General features: G+C 65.9%; 9 protein-coding genes. 5 read left to right on the top strand and 4 right to left on the bottom strand.

Annotation, left to right across the window (positions count from 1 at the left end; all coding sequences use genetic code 11):
• The first annotated feature begins 57 nt into the window (after positions 1-57).
• Positions 58-1,368 (top strand): serine hydrolase domain-containing protein, encoded by a 1,311-nt coding sequence (locus tag ACH0BU_RS10005; RefSeq protein ID WP_296217808.1) that lies wholly within the window; start codon positions 58-60, stop codon positions 1,366-1,368.
• A gap of 74 nt (positions 1,369-1,442) precedes the next feature.
• On the top strand, positions 1,443-3,086 hold the full coding sequence (locus tag ACH0BU_RS10000) for an MFS transporter (protein ID WP_046408256.1): 1,644 nt from the start codon (positions 1,443-1,445) through the stop codon (positions 3,084-3,086).
• Here ACH0BU_RS10000 and ACH0BU_RS09995 read toward each other — a convergent pair.
• Positions 3,078-3,614, bottom strand: a complete 537-nt coding sequence (locus ACH0BU_RS09995; RefSeq protein ID WP_500264008.1) for a PepSY domain-containing protein — start codon at positions 3,612-3,614, stop codon at positions 3,078-3,080. The genes ACH0BU_RS10000 and ACH0BU_RS09995 overlap by 9 nt on opposite strands.
• 302 nt (positions 3,615-3,916) lie before the next feature.
• Positions 3,917-4,384, bottom strand: a complete 468-nt coding sequence (locus tag ACH0BU_RS09990; RefSeq protein ID WP_125945606.1) for an Lrp/AsnC family transcriptional regulator — start codon at positions 4,382-4,384, stop codon at positions 3,917-3,919.
• Between the two features lie 131 nt (positions 4,385-4,515).
• On the opposite strand from ACH0BU_RS09990, the gene ACH0BU_RS09985 reads away from it, so the two are divergent.
• The 3 genes from ACH0BU_RS09985 (at position 4,516) to ACH0BU_RS09975 (ending at position 12,621) form a co-directional block, all read left to right on the top strand.
• Positions 4,516-7,851, top strand: a complete 3,336-nt coding sequence (locus ACH0BU_RS09985; RefSeq protein ID WP_296217794.1) for a VPS10 domain-containing protein — start codon at positions 4,516-4,518, stop codon at positions 7,849-7,851.
• Positions 7,852-7,938: 87 nt separating this feature from the next.
• Positions 7,939-9,885, top strand: a complete 1,947-nt coding sequence (locus tag ACH0BU_RS09980) for a TonB-dependent receptor (RefSeq protein WP_500264007.1) — start codon at positions 7,939-7,941, stop codon at positions 9,883-9,885.
• A gap of 246 nt (positions 9,886-10,131) precedes the next feature.
• A complete protein-coding gene (locus ACH0BU_RS09975; protein ID WP_296217791.1) occupies positions 10,132-12,621 on the top strand; it encodes a TonB-dependent receptor in 2,490 nt (829 codons plus the stop codon).
• Positions 12,622-12,692: 71 nt separating this feature from the next.
• On the opposite strand, the gene ACH0BU_RS09970 is transcribed toward ACH0BU_RS09975, so the two are convergent.
• Both ACH0BU_RS09970 and ACH0BU_RS09965 read right to left on the bottom strand, forming a co-directional pair.
• Complete coding sequence (locus ACH0BU_RS09970) at positions 12,693-15,872, bottom strand: WD40/YVTN/BNR-like repeat-containing protein (RefSeq protein WP_314471788.1); 3,180 nt, start codon at positions 15,870-15,872, stop codon at positions 12,693-12,695.
• A 131-nt stretch (positions 15,873-16,003) separates the two neighbouring features.
• Positions 16,004-18,943, bottom strand: coding sequence for a TonB-dependent receptor domain-containing protein (locus ACH0BU_RS09965; RefSeq protein ID WP_500264006.1), 2,940 nt, complete (start codon positions 18,941-18,943; stop codon positions 16,004-16,006).
• Positions 18,944-19,064: the final 121 nt, after the last annotated feature.

The following is a 19,064-nucleotide window of genomic DNA, read 5'->3' as shown; positions in this document are numbered from 1 at the left end:
CGCCACCGGGGCGACGCGGCATAAGCCCGCTGACCTCTGCCACTTGCCGGAAACCCGATGCTTCAACCCTTTCGCACGCCGCAGCTGGCATGGACGCGGCGTCGCATCTTTGGGGTGGCCCTGCTGCTGATCATCACCGCGATCGCGGTCGTGATGATGAGCCTCAGAAGCTCGTCCGCGGTGGTCGTGCAGGCGACGCAGGAGATCAAGCCGGCGGTGCCCGATCTCCTCTCGACCAAGGGCGTGACCGAACCGGGCCGTGTCGATTATCGCCGGCTGGATTCGCGCATCGCGCTGTTGATGCAGGAAAAGGATTTTGTCGGCCTCGCCGTCGCTGCGGTCGAACGCGGCAAGGTGCGCTTCCTGCGCGGCTATGGTGAGACACTCGCCGGTTCGGGCGACCCGGTGACCCCCGATACGGTATTCCGCTGGGCCTCGGTATCGAAGGGCGTGGCCTCCGCCCTGGTGACCAAGCTCGCCAAGGAAGGCCGCGTCTCGCTGGAGGCACCGGTCGAGGGGCTGAACACCAGCCTGAAGCTATCGCCCGCGGGCCGCAACGTGACCGTCGCCGACGTGCTTTCGCACCGCGTCGGCATTGTGCGCAACGCATGGGACGACCGGCTCGAACAGGGCGCCGATCCCCGCGCGCTGCGCGCACAATTGGGCACGCTGCCGCTGCTCTGCCCGCCGGCCAGCTGCTACGCCTATCAGAACATCGCCTATGATACTGCGGCGGAGATCGTCGAACATGCCGCCGGCCAGCCTTATGGTGATGTCGCCCACGCCCGGCTCTTCGCGCCGCTCGGCATGACCAGCGCCAGCGTCGGGCGGCTCGGCCTGCAATCCGCACCCAGCTGGGCCCGGCCGCATCGCGGACGCACGCCGGTAACGGTCAAGGACGCCTATTACCGCGTGCCCGCCGCGGGCGGCGTCAATTCCTCCGTCAGTGATCTTGCCCGCTGGATGCTGGCGCAGATGGGGAAGGCGCCAGACGTCCTCTCGGCCGAGATGCTGCAGACGATGCACATGCCACGGGTTTCCACCCCGCCGGCCGGACGCCGGTCGGGCATGGAGCGCGCCCTGACCCAGGCCTCCTACGGCCTTGGCTGGCGCAGCTTCAATTATGCCGGCCATGCGCTGGTCGGCCATCGCGGCGCAGTGGAGGGTTATGGCGCGCTGGTGCTGTTCGATCCGGCGGAGCAGAGCGGGATCGTGATGCTGTGGAACAGCGGCTCGTACAACGCCGCGCGGCTGCAGCTGGAATTCTTCGACATGCTGTACGGCCTGCCGCCCACCGACTGGCTGGATCTGCCCGCGTCGAGGGGTCAGCAGAGGACGGCGCGCGCGGGGGCCGGCCGGGCCGGCTGAGCCCGGCAGCGGCAAAAGATCGATGATCCGCCCGCGGGACGGATCATGCGGGCGGCTTCTGCATTCCACCAGGGATGCGTTTCGCCGCCGACTCCCCCTTCAGCCTTCCATTGTTTCGCGCGGTATGGATCGCCAGCCTGTCGTCAAACTTCGGCGGGCTGATCCAGGCGGTCGGCGCCTCGTGGATGATGACCAGCCTGGGCGCCTCGGCGCAGATGATCGCGCTGGTCCAGGCCTCGACGACGCTGCCGATCATGCTGCTGTCGCTATGGGCCGGCGCAGTGGCCGACAATCTCGACCGGCGCCGTATCCTGCTCACCGCGCAAAGCTTCATGCTGATCGTGTCGGCGCTGCTCGCGATCGGCACGTGGCTGGGCTGGATCACGCCCTGGCTGCTCCTGATCTTCACCTTCCTGATCGGCTGCGGCACCGCGATCAACGGGCCCGCCTGGCAGGCGTCGGTTGGCGACATGGTACCGCGTCCGATGCTGTCGAGCGCGGTCGCGTACAATAGCATGGGGTTCAACATCGCGCGCAGCGCCGGCCCCGCGATCGGTGGCGCGATCATCGCGGCGGCGGGCACCGCGACCGCCTTTCTCATCAACGCCCTGAGCTACGTTGGGTTGATCGTCGTCATTGCACGCTGGCGCCCGAACCTGCCGCCGCGCAAGCTGCCGCGCGAGCGGCTCGGCCTCGCGATGGCGGCGGGGTTGCGCTACGTGCGCATGTCACCGTCGATCCGCATGGTGCTGGGCCGCGCGGCGCTGTTCGGCGTCGCGGCCAGCGCGATCCCCGCGCTGATGCCGATCGTCGCGCGCGACCTGATCGGCGGTGGGCCGCTGGTCTATGGCCTGTTGTACGGCGCGTTCGGCGTCGGCGCGGTCGGCGGCGCCTTGGCGTCGCGGCGCTTGCGGATGCGCATGGCGACCGAGGGGATCGTGCAGATCGCCGCGCTGGCGCTCGCCGTCGGTGCCGCAGTGACCGCTGCGGGCATCTTCCTGCTCGCCTTGCCCGCCCTCGCGCTGGCGGGCGCTGGCTGGGTGCTGGCGCTGTCGACCTTCAACGTCAGCGTCCAGCTCGCCTCGCCGCGCTGGGTCGTCGCCCGCGCGGTCGCCTTGTACCAGATGGCGGCGTTCGGCGGCATGGCGGCGGGCAGCTGGCTGTTCGGATCAGTGGCCGGCACGCACGGCGTCGCCATCGCGCTGCTGAGTGCGGCGGGGATCCAGTTGCTCAGCGTCCTCGCCGGCGCGATCCGCCGCCTGCCGGAGATCAGCCAGCTCAACCTGGATCCGGCGAACACCTGGCGCGAACCCGACACCGCCGTACCGGTGGAACCGCGCACCGGGCCCGTCGTCATCACGGTGGAACATCGCATCGCAGAGGCAGACATCCCCGCCTTCCTCAGCGTGATGAGTGAACGTCGCCGCATCCGGCGGCGCGACGGCGCGCGCGACTGGACGTTGATGCGCGACCTTGCCGATCCGCAATTGTGGATGGAGCGATTCCACTTTCCGACCTGGCTCGAATATGTGCGGCACAATGAACGGCGTACCCGCGCCGATATCGCCAACAGCGATGCGCTGCACGATCTGTGGCTGGATGCGCAGCCATCGGTCATCCACCGCTGGATCGAACGGCAGACGGGATCGATGCCGGGCGCCGGTGCGGACGACGCCCGCGCGTTCGACGCCGTGACCGATCCGTCGCGGTCAAGCTGACGGGCGGCGGCGTTCCTTGTCGATGCGCTTGCGGCGCCGCACCAGCATCGGCAGCGCGAACAGATAGACCCCCGTCGCGCCCATGAAGATCAGCGCGATCCCCGATCCGAACGACAGCACATACTTCGCCCAGTCACCCATGAAGCTGAAATCGTGGATCGTCTCCAACAGGTCGGAGGTGCGATAGCCGGTGTCGACCGCCGCCCCGCTCGTCAGGTCGACCTGCACTTCATGCCGCGACTTCAGGATCACTTTTGCGATGCCATCCTTGGGACGCACATCGATGCGGTCGATGTCCTTCCACGTCACCCCGGCATGCGCGGGCAGCGCGTTCACCGATGTGACAAGCGACGCCAGCGATCGGTGAGGCAGCCCCGGCGCAATGCCGTCCCGCGTTGGCGGCTGCAGGAAATCCACATCCTTCTTCAGCGCCAGCAGCGACCCGGTGATTGCGATCACGAACAGGCTGATCCACAGGGCCGGCGACAGCCAGTAATGGATCTTGCGCAAGAGACGCTGGGCGGACATCGGGCTCTCATACCGGCTGCGTCGACGCGGCCAAGTATGTTGAACGCTGGCAATGTAACTTTTCGTGTCTCGCGGCGCATAAGCACCAAAAGACAAACAAGTCTTGGTTCGACTTAACCAAAACCTATGGATGACGCATTGAATTTTGGCGAGACAGGCTCAACGCTTCTCGCCTAGCTTGCCGGCTTCGGAAGCGGGGGCGGATGAAGCAGGGGGGATTGCCAAGTTGCGCCAGCGCGCGCGCGGTGTCGCGCGACGCTGGCCCGTGTCCCAGGCGCACTCGCCATGCCCCCGTTCATCGATTACGACACCTTCACCGGGCGCCGAAGCACCGTTTTCAGCACGAAACTGGAATTGATTCGCGACAGCATCGGGATGCGCGACAGCGTGCCGAGCATCGCCTGATAATGTTCGAGGTCGTCCACGACGACACGTACCAGATAATCATAATCCCCCGTCATCTGATAGCAGTCGGTGACTTCCTCCACGTCCTGGATGTTGCGTTCGAATATGGTCAACGCCTCGTCCGACTGACGATCAAGCGTGATCGAGATCATCGCTTCGATCGCACCACTCAGCCGCCGCTCGTTCAGGCGGGTGGTATAGCCAAGCACATAGCCTTCGCTTTCGAGGCGGCGCACGCGGCGCAAGGTGGGTGTCAGCGAAAGCCCGATTTCGTCCGCCAGATCGCGCCAGGAAATCCGCCCGTTATTGGTCAGTATCTGCAGGATGCGCGTGTCGAATGCATCCAGCTTTGCCTTTGTTGCCATTCTGCTGTCCCCGTTGGCCCGCTTTTTCACGGATCTTCGTCAGGGACGCTTACACACACAGGCTCATACCGCAATTCGATCGCGTGCCTTTGTCGCGGCGATCTTGTTCTTTTTCTTTCGGAGGATCGCTCATGAAAAGACGCCTGATTTTCGCCTTGTTGCTTGCCGGCACGCCGTTGACGATACTGCCGCAGGTTGCGGTCGCGCAGGAGGCGAAGGCCGCCGCGCAGACGCCGTTCGCCGGGATGCAATATCGCCTGATCGGCCCGTTCCGCGGCGGGCGCGTCAGTGCGGTCGCCGGCGTGATTCAGGAACCCGATACCTTCTACCAGGGCGCGTCGGGCGGCGGCGTGTGGCGTACCGAGGACGGGGGCAACAGCTGGCAGCCCTTGTGGGACAAGTTGCACGAGGCATCGCCCTCGATCGGTGCGATCGTGGTCGCGCCGTCGGACCAGAACGTCATCTACGTCGGGACTGGCGAAGCGAACATCCGCGGCAATGTCATCACCGGCAACGGCGTCTACAAGTCCACGGATCGCGGCAAGACGTGGCAGTTCGCCGGCCTGCGCGACAGCCAGGCGATCGGCCGCATGGTCGTCCACCCGACCGATCCCAACACGGTGTTCGTCGCGGCGCTCGGCCATCCGTTCGGCGATAATCCGGAACGCGGCGTCTATCGTACCCGTGACGGCGGAAAGACGTGGCAGCGCGTGCTGTTCGTCGACCAGAAGACTGGCGCGATCGACGTGCAGATGGATCCCAACGATCCCAACACGCTCTGGGCCGGGATGTGGCAGGTCCACCGCAAGCCGTGGACGATGGAAAGCGGCGGGCCCGGCAGCGGCCTCTATCGCTCACGCGACGGCGGCACGACGTGGGAGAAAGTGACCGGCAACGGCCTTCCCGCGGGCATTCTCGGCCGCATCGGTGTCGCGCCATCGGCGGATCCGAAGCGCGTCTATGCGCTGATCGAGGCGGCGGAGGGCGGGCTGTTCCGCACCGACGATGGCGGCGCAAGCTGGCAGCGGATCAGCGATCGCGGCGATTTCCGCCAGCGCGCCTGGTATTACACCCATGTCATCGCCGACCCGAAGAACAAGGACAAGGTCTATGTCCTGAACGTCAACGCCTACAAGTCGGAGGACGCGGGGAAGACGTTCAAGACCATGCCGACCTTCCACGGCGACAATCACTCGCTGTGGATCAACCCCAACGACACCGATCGCATGGTGGAGGGGAATGACGGCGGCGCAAACGTGTCGGTCAACGGCGGCGCCAGCTGGACCACCGGCATGAACCAGGCGACCGCGCAATTCTATCACATCTCGGTCGACAAGCAGGTGCCCTACCGCATCTATGGCGCGCAGCAGGACAACAGCACCGTGTCGATCGCCAGCGGCAATGTGCGCGGGCCGATCGGGCAGGAAAGCTTCTACGCGGTCGGCGGGGGCGAAAGCGGCTATGTCATCGCCGATCCCAAGAACCCCGACGTCACCATCGCCAACAGCTATGGCAATTACGTCACCCGCTACGACCACAAGACCGGGCAGCTGACGCCAATCGGCCCCTTCCCGCGCGAGGCGATGGGCTGGGCCGCGAAGGACCTCGAGCATCGCCCGCAATGGACCGAGCCGCTTCTCTATTCGCCGCACAACCCCAACGTCCTCTACAATGCGACGGAGGTGCTGTGGCGCACCGACAATGAGGGGAAGAGCTGGACCAAGATCTCGCCCGACCTCACGCGCAACGACAAGTCGAAGCAGCAATCCTCGGGCGGCCCGCTGACCAAGGACAATACCGGCGTCGAATATTACAACACGATTTTCAGCGTGAATGAATCGCCGGTGCAGAAGGGGCTGATCTGGGTCGGCACCGACGACGGGTTGATCCACGTCACCCGCGACGAAGGCGGCAGCTGGGAGAATGTGACGCCCAAGGCGATGCCCGAATGGGCGACGGTCAACATGGTGGAGCCCGATCCGCGCCGCCCGGGCACGATGTACGTGTCGGCGGACCGCCACCGCCTCGACGATTTCAAGCCCTATGCCTTCCGCACCGACGACTATGGCAAGACGTGGACGTCGATCACCAACGGCCTGCCGGCGGACGCCTATATGCACGTCATCCGCGCCGATCCGGCGCGGCCGGAGCTGCTGTATGCCGGCACGGAGAACGGCGTGTTCATCTCCTTCAACGGCGGCAAGCAATGGCAGCCGTTCCAGATGGGCCTGCCGCGCAGCCCGGTGCATGACCTTGCCATTGCCGGCGCCGGAGATCTCGCGGTGGCGACGCACGGCCGCTCCTTCTGGGTGCTCGATGATCTCAGCGCGGTGCGGCAATGGTCGCCCGACATTGCGAAGAAGGACGTCCACCTCTTCCAGCCGCGCGACACGATGCGCATCCTCTACACCGGCTATGGCAATGGCACGGGCGGCCCGACCGGCACCAATCCGCCGCAGGGGGTGATCATCTATTACCACCTGAAGGAAGGGCAGGCAGAGCCCAAGGGCGCCGGCAAGGCCGACGCCAGCTATGCGCCGAAAACCACCGATGCGCCGTCGACGGCGGGTGCGACGGCGACCGGTGCGGTCAAGCCGCCGGTCGACAATGGCATCAAGCTCGAGATCCTCGATGCGACCGATCGCGTGATCCGCACCTATCCCGCCGTCGAGGCGCCGGGCGCTGATGACGGCGAGGAAGAGGAAGGTCGCGGCCGCAAGCCGGCGAAGCTCACCCGCAATGCCGGGATCAACCGCTTCGTCTGGGATTTCCGCGAAGAAGGGCCGGTCAAGGTGCCCAAGGCATCCTTGTGGCGCAACGCGCGCGGCGGGCCAGTGGTGCTGCCCGGGCAGTATAAGATCCGCCTCACCGTCGACGGCAAGAGCCAGGTCCAGCCGGTGACGATCACGCCCAACCCGAACCTGACGGTGACGCAGGCCGAGCTGAAGCAGCAATATGATCTGGTCTCCGCGATCAACCGCGACTTCAATCGCGTGCAGACCGCGGTACTCGAACTGCGCGCGCTGCATCAGCAGCTGGGTGACGTGCGCAAGGCGGCGGCCGGCAAGCCGGCGCTGGTCAGCGCCGCCGATGCGGTGGAGGCAAAGGCGACCGCGGTCGAGGATGTGCTTATCCAGGTGAAGAACGTCGCCCCGCAGGATCCGCTCAACTATCCGATCCGCCTCAACAACATGCTGATCTCGCTCGCCAGCACCGTGTCGCAGGGTGACACCGCGCCGGCGCAGCAGCACCATGAGGAATATGCCAAGCTGAAGGCAGTCGCTGATCAGCAGCTTGCCGCATGGGAACAGATCAAGGCAGGCGACCTCGCCCAGCTCAACGGCCAGCTGTCACAGCAGGGCGTCGCGCCGGTGAAGCTGGTCGCGAGCGTCCAGCTGGAACGCGACCGGGCGGAGGCCCTCGCCAGCTGGATGCCCGAGGACGAGCAGGTCGGGATGGAGCACTAGGCGCGCAACAAGGCGGCCGGGGTGTGGTGCTGCCCCGGCCGTTCGCCGTTGAGATTGGGGACGGAGATAATGTCGGTGAGCGTAAGAATGGGGGGCGGCGCGTTGCTGGCGATGATGCTGGCAACGACCGCCATGGCGCAGGACGGGCCCGATCCGACCGGCGACATCGTCGTTTCCCTGCCGCAGGGGCGGGCTCCGCAGCCGCTCGAAACCCGCCATGTCCTTGATGCGCGCGACATCGCGCTGGTCGACGCGGTGGCGGCAGACGAGATCCTGCGTCGCCTGCCGTCGGTCTATGTGCCGGTGAACTCGCGCGGCGAGGCAGTGGCCTTTGTCCGCAATGCCGCCGAACGGCAGGTGGCGCTATTCTACGATGGCGCGGCGATCAACGTGCCGTGGGACAACCGGCTGGACCTCAGCCTGTTTCCCGCCGCGCTCGCCGGCCGGGCGCAGGTGGCCGCCGCGCCGCTCGCGCCGCTTTACGGCGTCAGCGCCTTGGGGGCAGTCAGCTTCACCCCGCCGCGTCCTGCCTATGGCCATGTCCGCGGCATGATCGGCAGCGGCGGCTTGCGTGAGGTGGAGGCGGTCGCGCCCTTCACCCGCGGCAGCACCGATGTGATGATCGGCGGCAGCTACGCCACCCGCGACGGGGATACGATCGCCGATAATGCCGATCTGCCCTTCTCGCAGCGCGGGGCCCTGCGCACCAACACCGATCGCGAGATCGCCAGCGTGTTCGGCCGCGTCGGCACATCGACCGGCGATCATCTGCTGTCGGTCACCGCCTTTCACGTCAATGCGAACAAGGGGATCGCGCCCGAGAGCGATCGGCCCGACGGTGCGCGCTTCTGGCGCTACCCGACGCTCCAGCACTCGTTCGTGTCGGCCAACGCCGGGCTGGTGCTCGGGCCGACCACCGCGCTCGACCTCGTCGGCTGGTACCAGCGGTTCCGCCAGACGATCGACAGCTACACCGACGACACCTACACCGTGCGCAATTCGCAGGAGGCCAATCGCGACGATACCGTCGGCGCGCGCCTGCTGCTGACACAGCAGCTCGGCCGCACGCGGATCATCGCCTCGGCCAATGTGCTGGATTCGCAGCATGACCAGCGTGACACGACATTCACGCGCGGCCAGCCGCCCGCGCTGCTCCCCGCCTTTCTCCGCTATCGCCAGCGCAACTGGAGCTTCGGCCTCGATGCCACCACCGCGCTGACCGATGCGATCACTGGCGAGATCGGCCTCGGCTACGACCGGGTCTATTATCTGGAAACCGGGGACAAGCCCGACACGCCCGATGCCAAGGGATGGACCGGCCGGGTGGGGCTTTCCTGGGCCCCGGCCGAGGAATGGCGCATCCGCGCGGCGGTCGGCCGGAAGATCCGCCCCGCCACCATGCGCGAATTGTTCGGCCAGGCGCTCAACCGCTTCCTGCTCAATCCCGATCTGCAGCCCGAACGCATCGTCAGCGCCGATCTTGGCGCGGAATGGCGCAGCGACGCGGCCGGCGCATCCGTCGCGGGCTTCGTGCAGGATCTCGACGGGACGATCGACCAGCGCAACGTCGGCCGCCTGCGCCAGCGGATCAACCTCATTGGCTCGCAGGTGATCGGCGTGGAGGCGACCGCCTATTGGCATCCCGCCCCTGAATGGACGCTCGGCGGCAATGGCACCTTCGCCCGCTCGCGGCGCAAGGGGACGACCGGCGACCAGACCGATCGGCTCGCCGAAAAGCCGGACGTGATCGGCCGGATCTATGGCGATTACGACGGCCAATCAGGGTTCGGCGCGCTGGCGGAGGTGCTCTACACCGGCCGCGCCTATTCGGCCGATGCGGACGGCGTGCTGGTGGCGCTGCCGCGATCAGCGTCGGTGAACGTCAGGATGAGCCAGCGCGTGCGCTTCGCCGGGGTCGCCGCCGATGTGTTCGCGCGTGGAGACAATCTGTTCGATGATCGGATCGTCCCGCAGATCGGGTTGCCCGCGCCGGGCAGAACGCTCCGAATCGGCCTTACCATCTCAGGTGGATGAAGAAGTTCCAGGAACTTAGACGTTTCGCGCTAACAACAACTCGTATCCTAGGACACTAAACCTCAAAAAAATGTTCGGCGCTGCAACATTTAGGATTGCGTTCGGCGCTTCGCGACAGTTTTATGTCTTTTAAAGAAAGGGGCGGCGCGGCTGGCAGGTGAACGGCTTGGCGGACTGGCGCACGCTTTCGATCGGAACAGGGACGCAGATCAAACCAAACCATTCGGGTTCTAGGGGGGCTCAAAGATGACGACGGGTTCAACGCGGTGTTTCCGCGGACGATGGCTGCTGCTTGGCGTTTCGCTGCTGGCCGCCTCCACCTCCGCACTCGCGCAGCAGGCCGACGTGCCCGCCGTACCGACGGCTGAGCCGGAGGCGGCGGACACCAGCAGCCCCGGCGACATCGTCGTCACCGCGCTGAAGCGGGCGACCAGCCTTCAGCAGACGCCGCTCGCCATCTCCGCCGTCACCTCGGAATCGCTGGTGGCGCAGGGCATCACGGATTCGCAGGAGCTGACCCGCACCACGCCGAACCTCATCATCAATGAAAATGCGAACGGCGGCAGCCGTGTCATCATCCGCAATCTCTATGCGCCGGGCGAGCCACTCGTCGGGCTTTACTATGACGAAACGCCGATCACCGGCACCAGCGGCGTCAGCAACGACGCCGGCGGCACGCAGCCGGGCATCCGCCTGTTCGACGTCGAGCGCGCCGAGGTGCTGCGCGGCCCACAGGGGACGCTCTACGGCGCCAGTTCGATGGGCGGCACGATCCGCCTGATCTTCAACAAGCCCGATCTCGACGATTTCGAGGGCGCGGTGAATGCGCAGGTCAGCACCGTCAGCCACGGCAGCGGAGCGGGGGCCAATATCGACGGCGTCGTCAACGTGCCGATCGTCGAGGATGTGCTTGCGGTTCGCGCGGTGGGCTATTGGGATCGCACCGCCGGCTTCCTCGACAACAGCGTGCTGGGGCTGAAGGATTACAACAAGAACCGCAGCTACGGCGGCCGCCTGCTGCTGCGCTTCCGCCCGATGGAGAATCTCACCATCGACGGCATGGCGGTCTATCAGGATCGCGACGGCTTCAACCCGAACTGGAACCTCACGCGTGAGCAGCTGTTCGGCCGCCGCTTCGACCAGGACCTGCGCACGCAGACCCCGCAATCGGACAAGTTCCAATTGTACAGCGGCACGCTCAACTGGGATTTCAGCTTCGCCACGCTGACCGCGATCGCCTCCTATTCGAAGCGCGATCTGGCGGTGAATTTTGATTACGCGCCGTTCTTCAGCCGCTATTTCACCGGCAACATCGCGGCCAATCGCGTGCCCGGCTATGGCAATTTCGCCAATGACTGCAATCGCGGCCTGATCGGCGGCGCCAACGGCTGCTCGCCGGAGGAATATCAGCGCTTCGTCACCAGCTGGGGCAGCCTGACCGCCTATCAGCCGCAATCGACCAAGACGTCGACGCAGGAAATCCGACTTGCCGACGCGCAACATGCGATCAAGTGGACGGTGGGTTTCTTCCACAGCAATCGCGACAATTTCACGCGCAGCCTGCTCAATACGGTCGATCCCGCGACTGGGCGGCAGCTGTATCCCAGCGGCTATTCGAACGCGCCCTACGGCTTCGGCTCGACGACGCAGCTCGATCGCACCATCGCCGACACGCTGAAGCAGATCGCCGTGTTCGGCGAGGCGACGTGGCAGGTGAACGACAAGCTGGAGCTGACCGCCGGCGCGCGCTGGTTCGAATATGAAAAGAGCACCGGGGCCGAGGTCATCATTCCCAATTATGTTGCGGGCAACGTGCGGCTGCCGTTCTCGGAGCTGTCGGGCAAGGAGAACGGCACGCTGCTGAAATTCAACGCCAGCTACAAGTTCAGCCGCGACGTGATGCTCTACGGCCTCGCCTCGCAGGGCTATCGCCCCGGCGGCGTCAACCAGACGCTGGGCCTGCCGAGCTACGCCACCACCTATGATTCCGATCAGCTGTGGAATTACGAGGTCGGCCTCAAGACGTCGCTGTTCAACCGCAAGGTGACGCTGAACGTCGACGTGTTCCAGATGGACTGGAGCAACGTGCAGATCTCCGCATCCTACCAGGGCGCGTTCGGCTTCATCACCAACACGCCCAGCGGCACGCGCATCCGCGGTGCAGAAATGGATGCGGCCTATTACCCGATCGACGGCCTCGCGCTGCGCGCCTCGGGCAGCTACACCTCGGCGAAATTGCAGGACAACATTTCGCTGCCGTCGGGGATCAACCTGTGCACCGGCGCGCCGCCGTACCTCGGCTGCGCGGTGCTGGCGGGGATCGGGCGCAAGGGCAATACCGTGCCTTATTCGCCCGAATGGACCGCGCAGGGGTCGGCCGATTACACCCAGCCGATCGGCAACGACATGGAGATCTTCTACCACGGCAACATCAGCTACCGCAGCTCCTCGTGGACGGTGTACGATCGCACCGCGCCGAACATCACCGCGGCGGGAATGGAATTGCCCGGTTTTGCCACCGTCGGCCTTCGTTTCGGCGTGCAGAAGGGGGACCGCTGGGGCCTCTATGTCTTCGCCAACAATGTGTTCGACGTGATCGGCGCGGTGAACAAGACGACCAGCGCGACCAGTTCGGTGCTCGCCCCGGTGGTCAGCAACGGCGTGACCTATCCCAGCGTCTATGTCACCTCCAGCCCGCCGCGCGTGATCGGCCTCAGCCTGCGTACCCGCTTCTGACGGGTAACGCTTGAGGGATCGGGCCTGACGGATCGGCTGCCGGCGCCACAGGGCGCCGGCAGCCTTTCTTCCTAATTGTCGCTTTCGGTTTCATCCTCAGTGGTGTCGGCGATGTTGAGGATCGCGCCGTCTCCGCCGCTGCGGTAGGCGGCCAGTTCGGTCTTGGTCACCGGCCCCAGCAGCGCATCAAGCTCGGCCGTGATCGCGTCGATCGCACCGCGCAATTCGGTGTAGCGCGCGGCGGCATCGGGCGGCACCTTCTGGTCGCTGCCGTTCAGCTGATTGTAGAGATATACGACATGCGTCTGCAGCCCCGGCTGACTGTAGCGGATCCTGGGCGTGATCAGCCGCTGCGCGATGCTGCCCAGCGCCTCTTCGCGCCTGGCATCGGGTTGCTTCGCCAGCGCGGCCTGCGCCTGGGTGACGCGCGACACCGCCAGGTTGGTGTCGTGCACCAGCTTCAGCGTGCGCTGGTTGTGCTGATATTGCGCCACCAGATCGGCGTTGGTGATCCCGCTCGCCAGGATGCGGGGATCCTCGACGATCTCCAGCGGCTGGCGCGTGGTGACGCCGCCCGCGACCATCTCCACGGTATAGCTGCCCGGCGGCACCATCGGCCCGGTCGGCGCGCGGCGGCCGCCGCTGGCCGGCGCACCATCGGGCGTGCCGGCGGTGCGCAGATCCCAGATGAATCGGCGCATCCCCGGCGTCGCATCGAGGCGCGTCGGATAGGTCGGGCGATAGCGGCCCAGCCCATCGTCATCCGCGCCGCCGCCTCCCGGTGTCGCGGCCTCCCCGGTATCGCTGGTGAAGCGGCGAACCACCGCGCCCGCCGCGTCGCGGATGGTGAGCACCATCGGCGTGGCGGTCGTGCCCGGAGCGATGAAGTAATCGATCTGCGCCCCCGGCAGGATATGCTCCGGCCCGACATTCGGGTCCGATCCCTTGTCGCCCGATGCGTTGATCCGCACCGCGCGCACCGGCTTGTAGAGGCGCGTCGTATCCAGCGTGCCGTCGGTCGGCAGCTGCCGCAGCACGCTGAGGTTATCGAGGATGTAGAAACCGCGGCCCTGCGTCGACAGCACCAGATCGCCATGCGCCAGCCGCAGGTCGGTGACCGGCGTCGCCGGCAGGTTCAGCTGGAAGTTCTGCCAGCGTGCGCCATTATCGAACGACACGTACAGGCCATACTCCGTGCCGGCGTAGAGCAGGCCGGGGCGTTCCGGATCCTCGCGCACCACCCGCGTCGGCTCGTCCGGGGCGATGCCGTTGCGCCCGTCGGTCAGCCGCGTCCACGTCTTTCCATAGTCGCGCGTCGCATAGATGTAGGGCGCGAAATCGCCCATCAGATAGCGGTAGATCGCGGCATAAGCGGTGCCCGGTTCGCGCACGCCCGGCTCGATATTCTGCACCCGGCCACCCTGCGGCAGCCCCTTGGGCGTGACGTTCTGCCACGATTTTCCGCCATCCTGCGTGACATGGATCAGCCCGTCGTTCGATCCGGCCCAGATCACGCCCGGCCGCACCTTGCTCTCGCGAATGGCGTAAAGCGTCGAATAGACTTCCTCGCCCGTCGCATCGATGGTGATCGGGCTGCCCGAGGCGAATTGCTTGTCCGCCGGGCGCCAGGTGAGGTCAGGGCTGATCGTCTCCCACGTCATGCCGCCGTCGCGCGAACGGTGGACGTATTGCGACCCGTAATAGACGGTGTTCGGCTCGACCGGCGATACCTCCATCGGCGCGGTCCGCTGGAAACGATAGCGCAGGCGATCGGGATCGTTGCCGTACAAGGATTCACTGCCGATCCAGAACCGCTCCTCGTTGAAGTTGGTGCGCATGTCCATGCGGCTGAACTGCCCCTTGCACGCGCCCCAGACGATGTTGGGATCGTCGGGCTTGGGCATGATGGGGCCCGTCTCGCACCCCGGGCCGACGCGATAATCCTGCCCGTCGCCCAGCGCGAGCGAGGGGACGATCACGGTCGTATTGTCCTGCTGCGCGCCATAGAGGCGATAGGGAAACTGGTTGTCGACCGCGACCTGGTAGAGCTCGGCCGTCGGCTGGTTGCTCTGCACGCTCCATGTCGCGCCGCCGTCCAGCGAAACATTGGCGCCGCCGTCATTGGCCTGCACCATCACCTTGGGATCGGCGGGGTTGATCCACACGTCATGGTTGTCGCCATGCGGGGTGGGGCGGGTGGCAAAGGTCTTGCCGCCGTCGAGCGATTCAAACCATCCCTCGTTGCCGACGAACACGCGCTCGGCATTGCTCGGATCGACGCCCACCGTGGTGTAATAGAACGGCCGGGTGACGAGTTTCCCGTCCCCGTTCACCAGCGTCCATGTCGCGCCCGCATCGTTCGACCGGTACAGGCCCTGGCCCGGCTTCGCCTCGATCAAGGCGTAGAGCGTGTCGGGCGCCGCGGCGCTGACGCCGACATTGGCGCGCCCGAACAGGCCGGTGGGTAGGCCGCCGCCCAGCTTCGTCCAGCTGTCACCGCCATCGACCGATTTGTAGATGCCGCCTTCCTTGCCGCCGGAGATGATCGACCACGGCTGGCGAAGCCCGTGCCACATCGTGGCGTAGAGCACCGCCGGGTTGCTCGGGTGATATTCGACATCCGCCGCGCCCAGCCGTTCGTTGAGGAAGAACACCTTCTTCCACGTGCGCCCGCCGTCGCGCGTGCGATAGACGCCCCGATCCTTGCTGTACGCGAACGGATTGCCGCTCGCCGCGACGAACACTTCATCGGGGTTGATGGGATTGACGCGGATCGTCGCGATCTGGCCGACATCGGGCAGGCCCATGAAGGTCCAGGTCTTGGCGCCGTCGACCGATTTGTAGATGCCGCGCCCGATCGACACGTTGCTGCGGATCTTGGACGATCCGGTGCCGGCATAGACGATGTCGGGGTTGCTGTCGGCCACCGCAACCGCACCGATCGGGCCGACCCTGATCTGGCCGTCGGTGGTGTTGACCCATTTGTGGCCAGCATCGGTGGTCTTCCACACGCCGCCGCCGACCGTGCCCATGTAGAAAGTGCGCGGCTGCGTCGGCACGCCCGTCACGGTGGTCACGCGCCCCCCGCGCCACGGCCCGACATGGCGATAGCGCAGGCCCGACCATTGTTTGGCGTCATAGGTCTGCGCGCTGGCGGCGGCCTGCGTCCGGGCCTTCCCCTGCGCGCTGGCCACCTCCGCGATGCCGCCCAGCATGGTGCCCGCAGCGAGCAGCGCCAACGTATATTTCATCTTGTTACCCCCGAGATTCAGAAAACAGTCATGACGGTGCACGGCGACCCTGTCCAAACATGATGCCGCGCCGCTTGGCCTATCCCGGCCAGCAGCATCGCGCCGCCGGCCGGGGATCGGCGCTCAGCGGCTCATTTCAGGTCGAACCGGATGCCCAGCCGGAACGTGCGACCGAGATAGTCGAAGAACGTCTGGTTGATGCCAAGGTCGACGTTGGATGTGTCGGACGGCCCCTTGCCGACGGGTGCCGGATCGCGATTGAACAGGTTCGCGACCCGCAGATACAGCTGGCTCTTCGCGCCGCCGATCGGCAGGTCGTAGGCGAAATAGGTGTCGACGTAGAAGGCGCCGTCCACCCGGTTGTTCAGGATCGTCCGGTTGATCGTGTTGCTCGCCGGGCAGTTGATCGCGCACTCCACCCAGTCATTGTTGTACACGCCCGCGCTGATCCCGCGCCCGATCACCTGCATCGAGAAATTGTCCAGCGCGTAGCCAAGCGTCGCCCGGTATGTCCAGTTCGGTGGGCCGCCCCCGGCGGTCTGCCCGACGGTGTCGGTCGGCGCATTGACCCCGTTCGATTCCGACGCCTCCAGATAATGGGTGGCGATGCCGCGGAAGCTGACCGTGCCCGGCAGCGTGGCGGACACGTCGGCCAGATCGAACTGATAGCTCAGCTCGAAATCGATGCCGCGTGCGCGGTTGGACAGGAAGTTATACGGGCTGTTGGCGATCAGATATTCGCTGACGGCCGGCCCCGGTCCGGCGGTGTTGGTGAAACCGTTGCTGCCGAACGGGATGACCTGGTTGCCGATCACCGCCTGCAACCGGCGGCACAATTCGATGTTGCCGGTGAAGCAGCGATCGACGATCTCCTGCGGTCCCAGCGTCCCGATCGCGCCGTTGATCTTGATGTCATAATAATCGACCGACAGGCCAAGGCCGGGAATGAACGACGGGCGGAACACCGCGCCAAAGCCCCAGGTGTCGGCCTTTTCAGGTTCCAGCGCGAGGTTGCCGGTCACCGTCTGCGTGTAGCGGATCGACAGGTTGTTCTGCCACGGATCGCCGATCGAATTGGTGTTGCGCGCACCGCCCTGGAACAGCTCCGACAGATTGGGCGCACGGATATCGCGGGAGCGCGAGGCACGCAGGCGAAGGTCGCTGATCGGCTCCCAGCTCAGCCCCGCCTTCCATGTCACCACATCGCCGGATTCGCTGTAGCTGGTGTAGCGCGCCGCACCGTTGAACTCGATGTTCAGCGGTAGCGAGACGAGCGATTCCAGATACGCCTCGGTCACCGTGTACGATCCGATCGTCGGCGTGAAATTGCCCGAATACCAGCCGGCGGCATATTCGGCCGGCACATAGCCATCGATCTGTTCCTTGCGGCTTTCCACGCCGAACGCGAGGCCGATCGGCTTCAGCCACGGATTGGTGACATTGGTGCTGAAATTGAGCGAGGCGACGTCCTGCTGGATGCGCCGATCGGCATAGGGCGCACCCATGATGTAATCGACCGCCGCTGCCGAATTGACGCCGATCCCCATGCGGTTGAACGGCACGCACCCGGCCGCCAGCGGATCGGTGCTGCCATCGCGCGTCACGCGGCACACGATCGCGCCGGTCGCATCGCGCACCGCATCCTGCGCAAAGCCCAGCTTCACGCGATTGGCGGAGATCAGCGCTTCCTTCGCATTGGTGATGCCGCGCTGGTAATAACCGTCCCATTTCCATTCGAGCGCCAGGAGATCGAACGATCCCTCGAACCCCGCCAGGTAACGCTGGACGTTGCGGTCATAATGGCTTTCGCGGGTCGGAATGTCCTGGTTCCACGTGCCCAATGTGAAGCCGGCGCCGTTCAGCTGCGACCGGACGGCGGCGGGGATGAAGGCATTGTCGCCGCGGATCGACACATTCGCCTTGTCGGTGTGATAGCCGCCCCAGCTGTCCTGCTTGCTGCGGTTGTACGACAGCTCGGTGAACAGCTGGAAGTTGTCGAGCACGTCGAAGCTGAAGCGGCCGAACACGCTGGTCAGGTCCTCGCCCGGCTGGATCGACGTGCCGTAATAATGCTGGCTGATCTGCCAGTCGCCGCCGATCGTCCAGGGCAGGTTGTTCAGCCGGTTGTTGCCATAATCATAGCGGTTCACCGTGCCGGCCTGGCCGAAATAGGTGCCGCGCAACGGGCCGGAGGTGATGATGCCGCCACCGGTGGTGGTGTTCAGCCCCGATTGGCCGGCAACCATATATTCCGGCTGGCCGTTGCCGGCGACATAGCGCGGGTTCTGGATCAGGTGGACGCCGCGGTTCTGCCACGCGCGCGGCCCGGCGCCGCGCACGCCATCGCGGCGCACGATATTGCCGCTCAGCAACGCGCGGCCGCGCCCGTCGGCGAACTCGACCCCGCCGGTCAGCGTCGCGCGCCAGTTCTGGTCGTCGCCGTAGGTGGTCTCGCCATAGCTGACCTCGCCCTTCAGCCCCTTGTATTCGCGGTCGAGGATGAAGTTGACGACGCCTGCCACCGCGTCCGACCCATAGACCGACGATGCACCGCCGGTGACGACCTCGACGCTCTTCACCAGCCCTTGCGGGATGGTGTTCACGTCCACCGTCCCCTGCGCAATCGACCCCACCGATCGATGCCCGTCGAGCAGCACCAGCGTGCGCGTGGTGCCCAGCGACCGCAGGTTGATCGTGTTGATCCCGCCCGTGCCGCCGCTCAGCACGCGCTGCGTGTTGGACGGGGTGACGCTGCCTGCGACGGAAGGGATTTGGTTGACGAAATCGGCGACGTTCGCCGGGGCGGAGGCCTGGATGTCGGCAAGGCCGATCACCGTCACCGGCGTCGGCGCGTCATAGCCGTTGCGCACGATGCGCGATCCCGTGACCGTGATCGTCCCGCCATCACCCTCGGCGGCGGCTGCCTCGCCAAGCTGGTCGGCGGCGTCGGGCACCAGTTCGGGCGTCAGATTGGGCGAGGGGGAGGGGGCGGCCGGCACCGGCTGCGCATCCTGTGCATAGGCCGCCTGCGCCCCGGTCAGCAGCATGGCGCTCAGCAAGGCGCGGCGCATCGCCCGCTTCGGCGCGGTATCGGATGGAAGGGTGGGCGCCGACAGCCAGTTCTTTACGAGAAGTTGCGACGGCGGGGAATGTTGTTCGGCGCCAGCATGTTGATAACAGGCAGACTTGCCG

The sequence above is a fragment of the Sphingomonas olei genome (assembly GCF_045369765.1).
GTDB classification, from domain to species: domain Bacteria; phylum Pseudomonadota; class Alphaproteobacteria; order Sphingomonadales; family Sphingomonadaceae; genus Sphingomonas; species Sphingomonas panaciterrae.
This window is presented reverse-complemented; position numbering and strand designations above follow the sequence as displayed.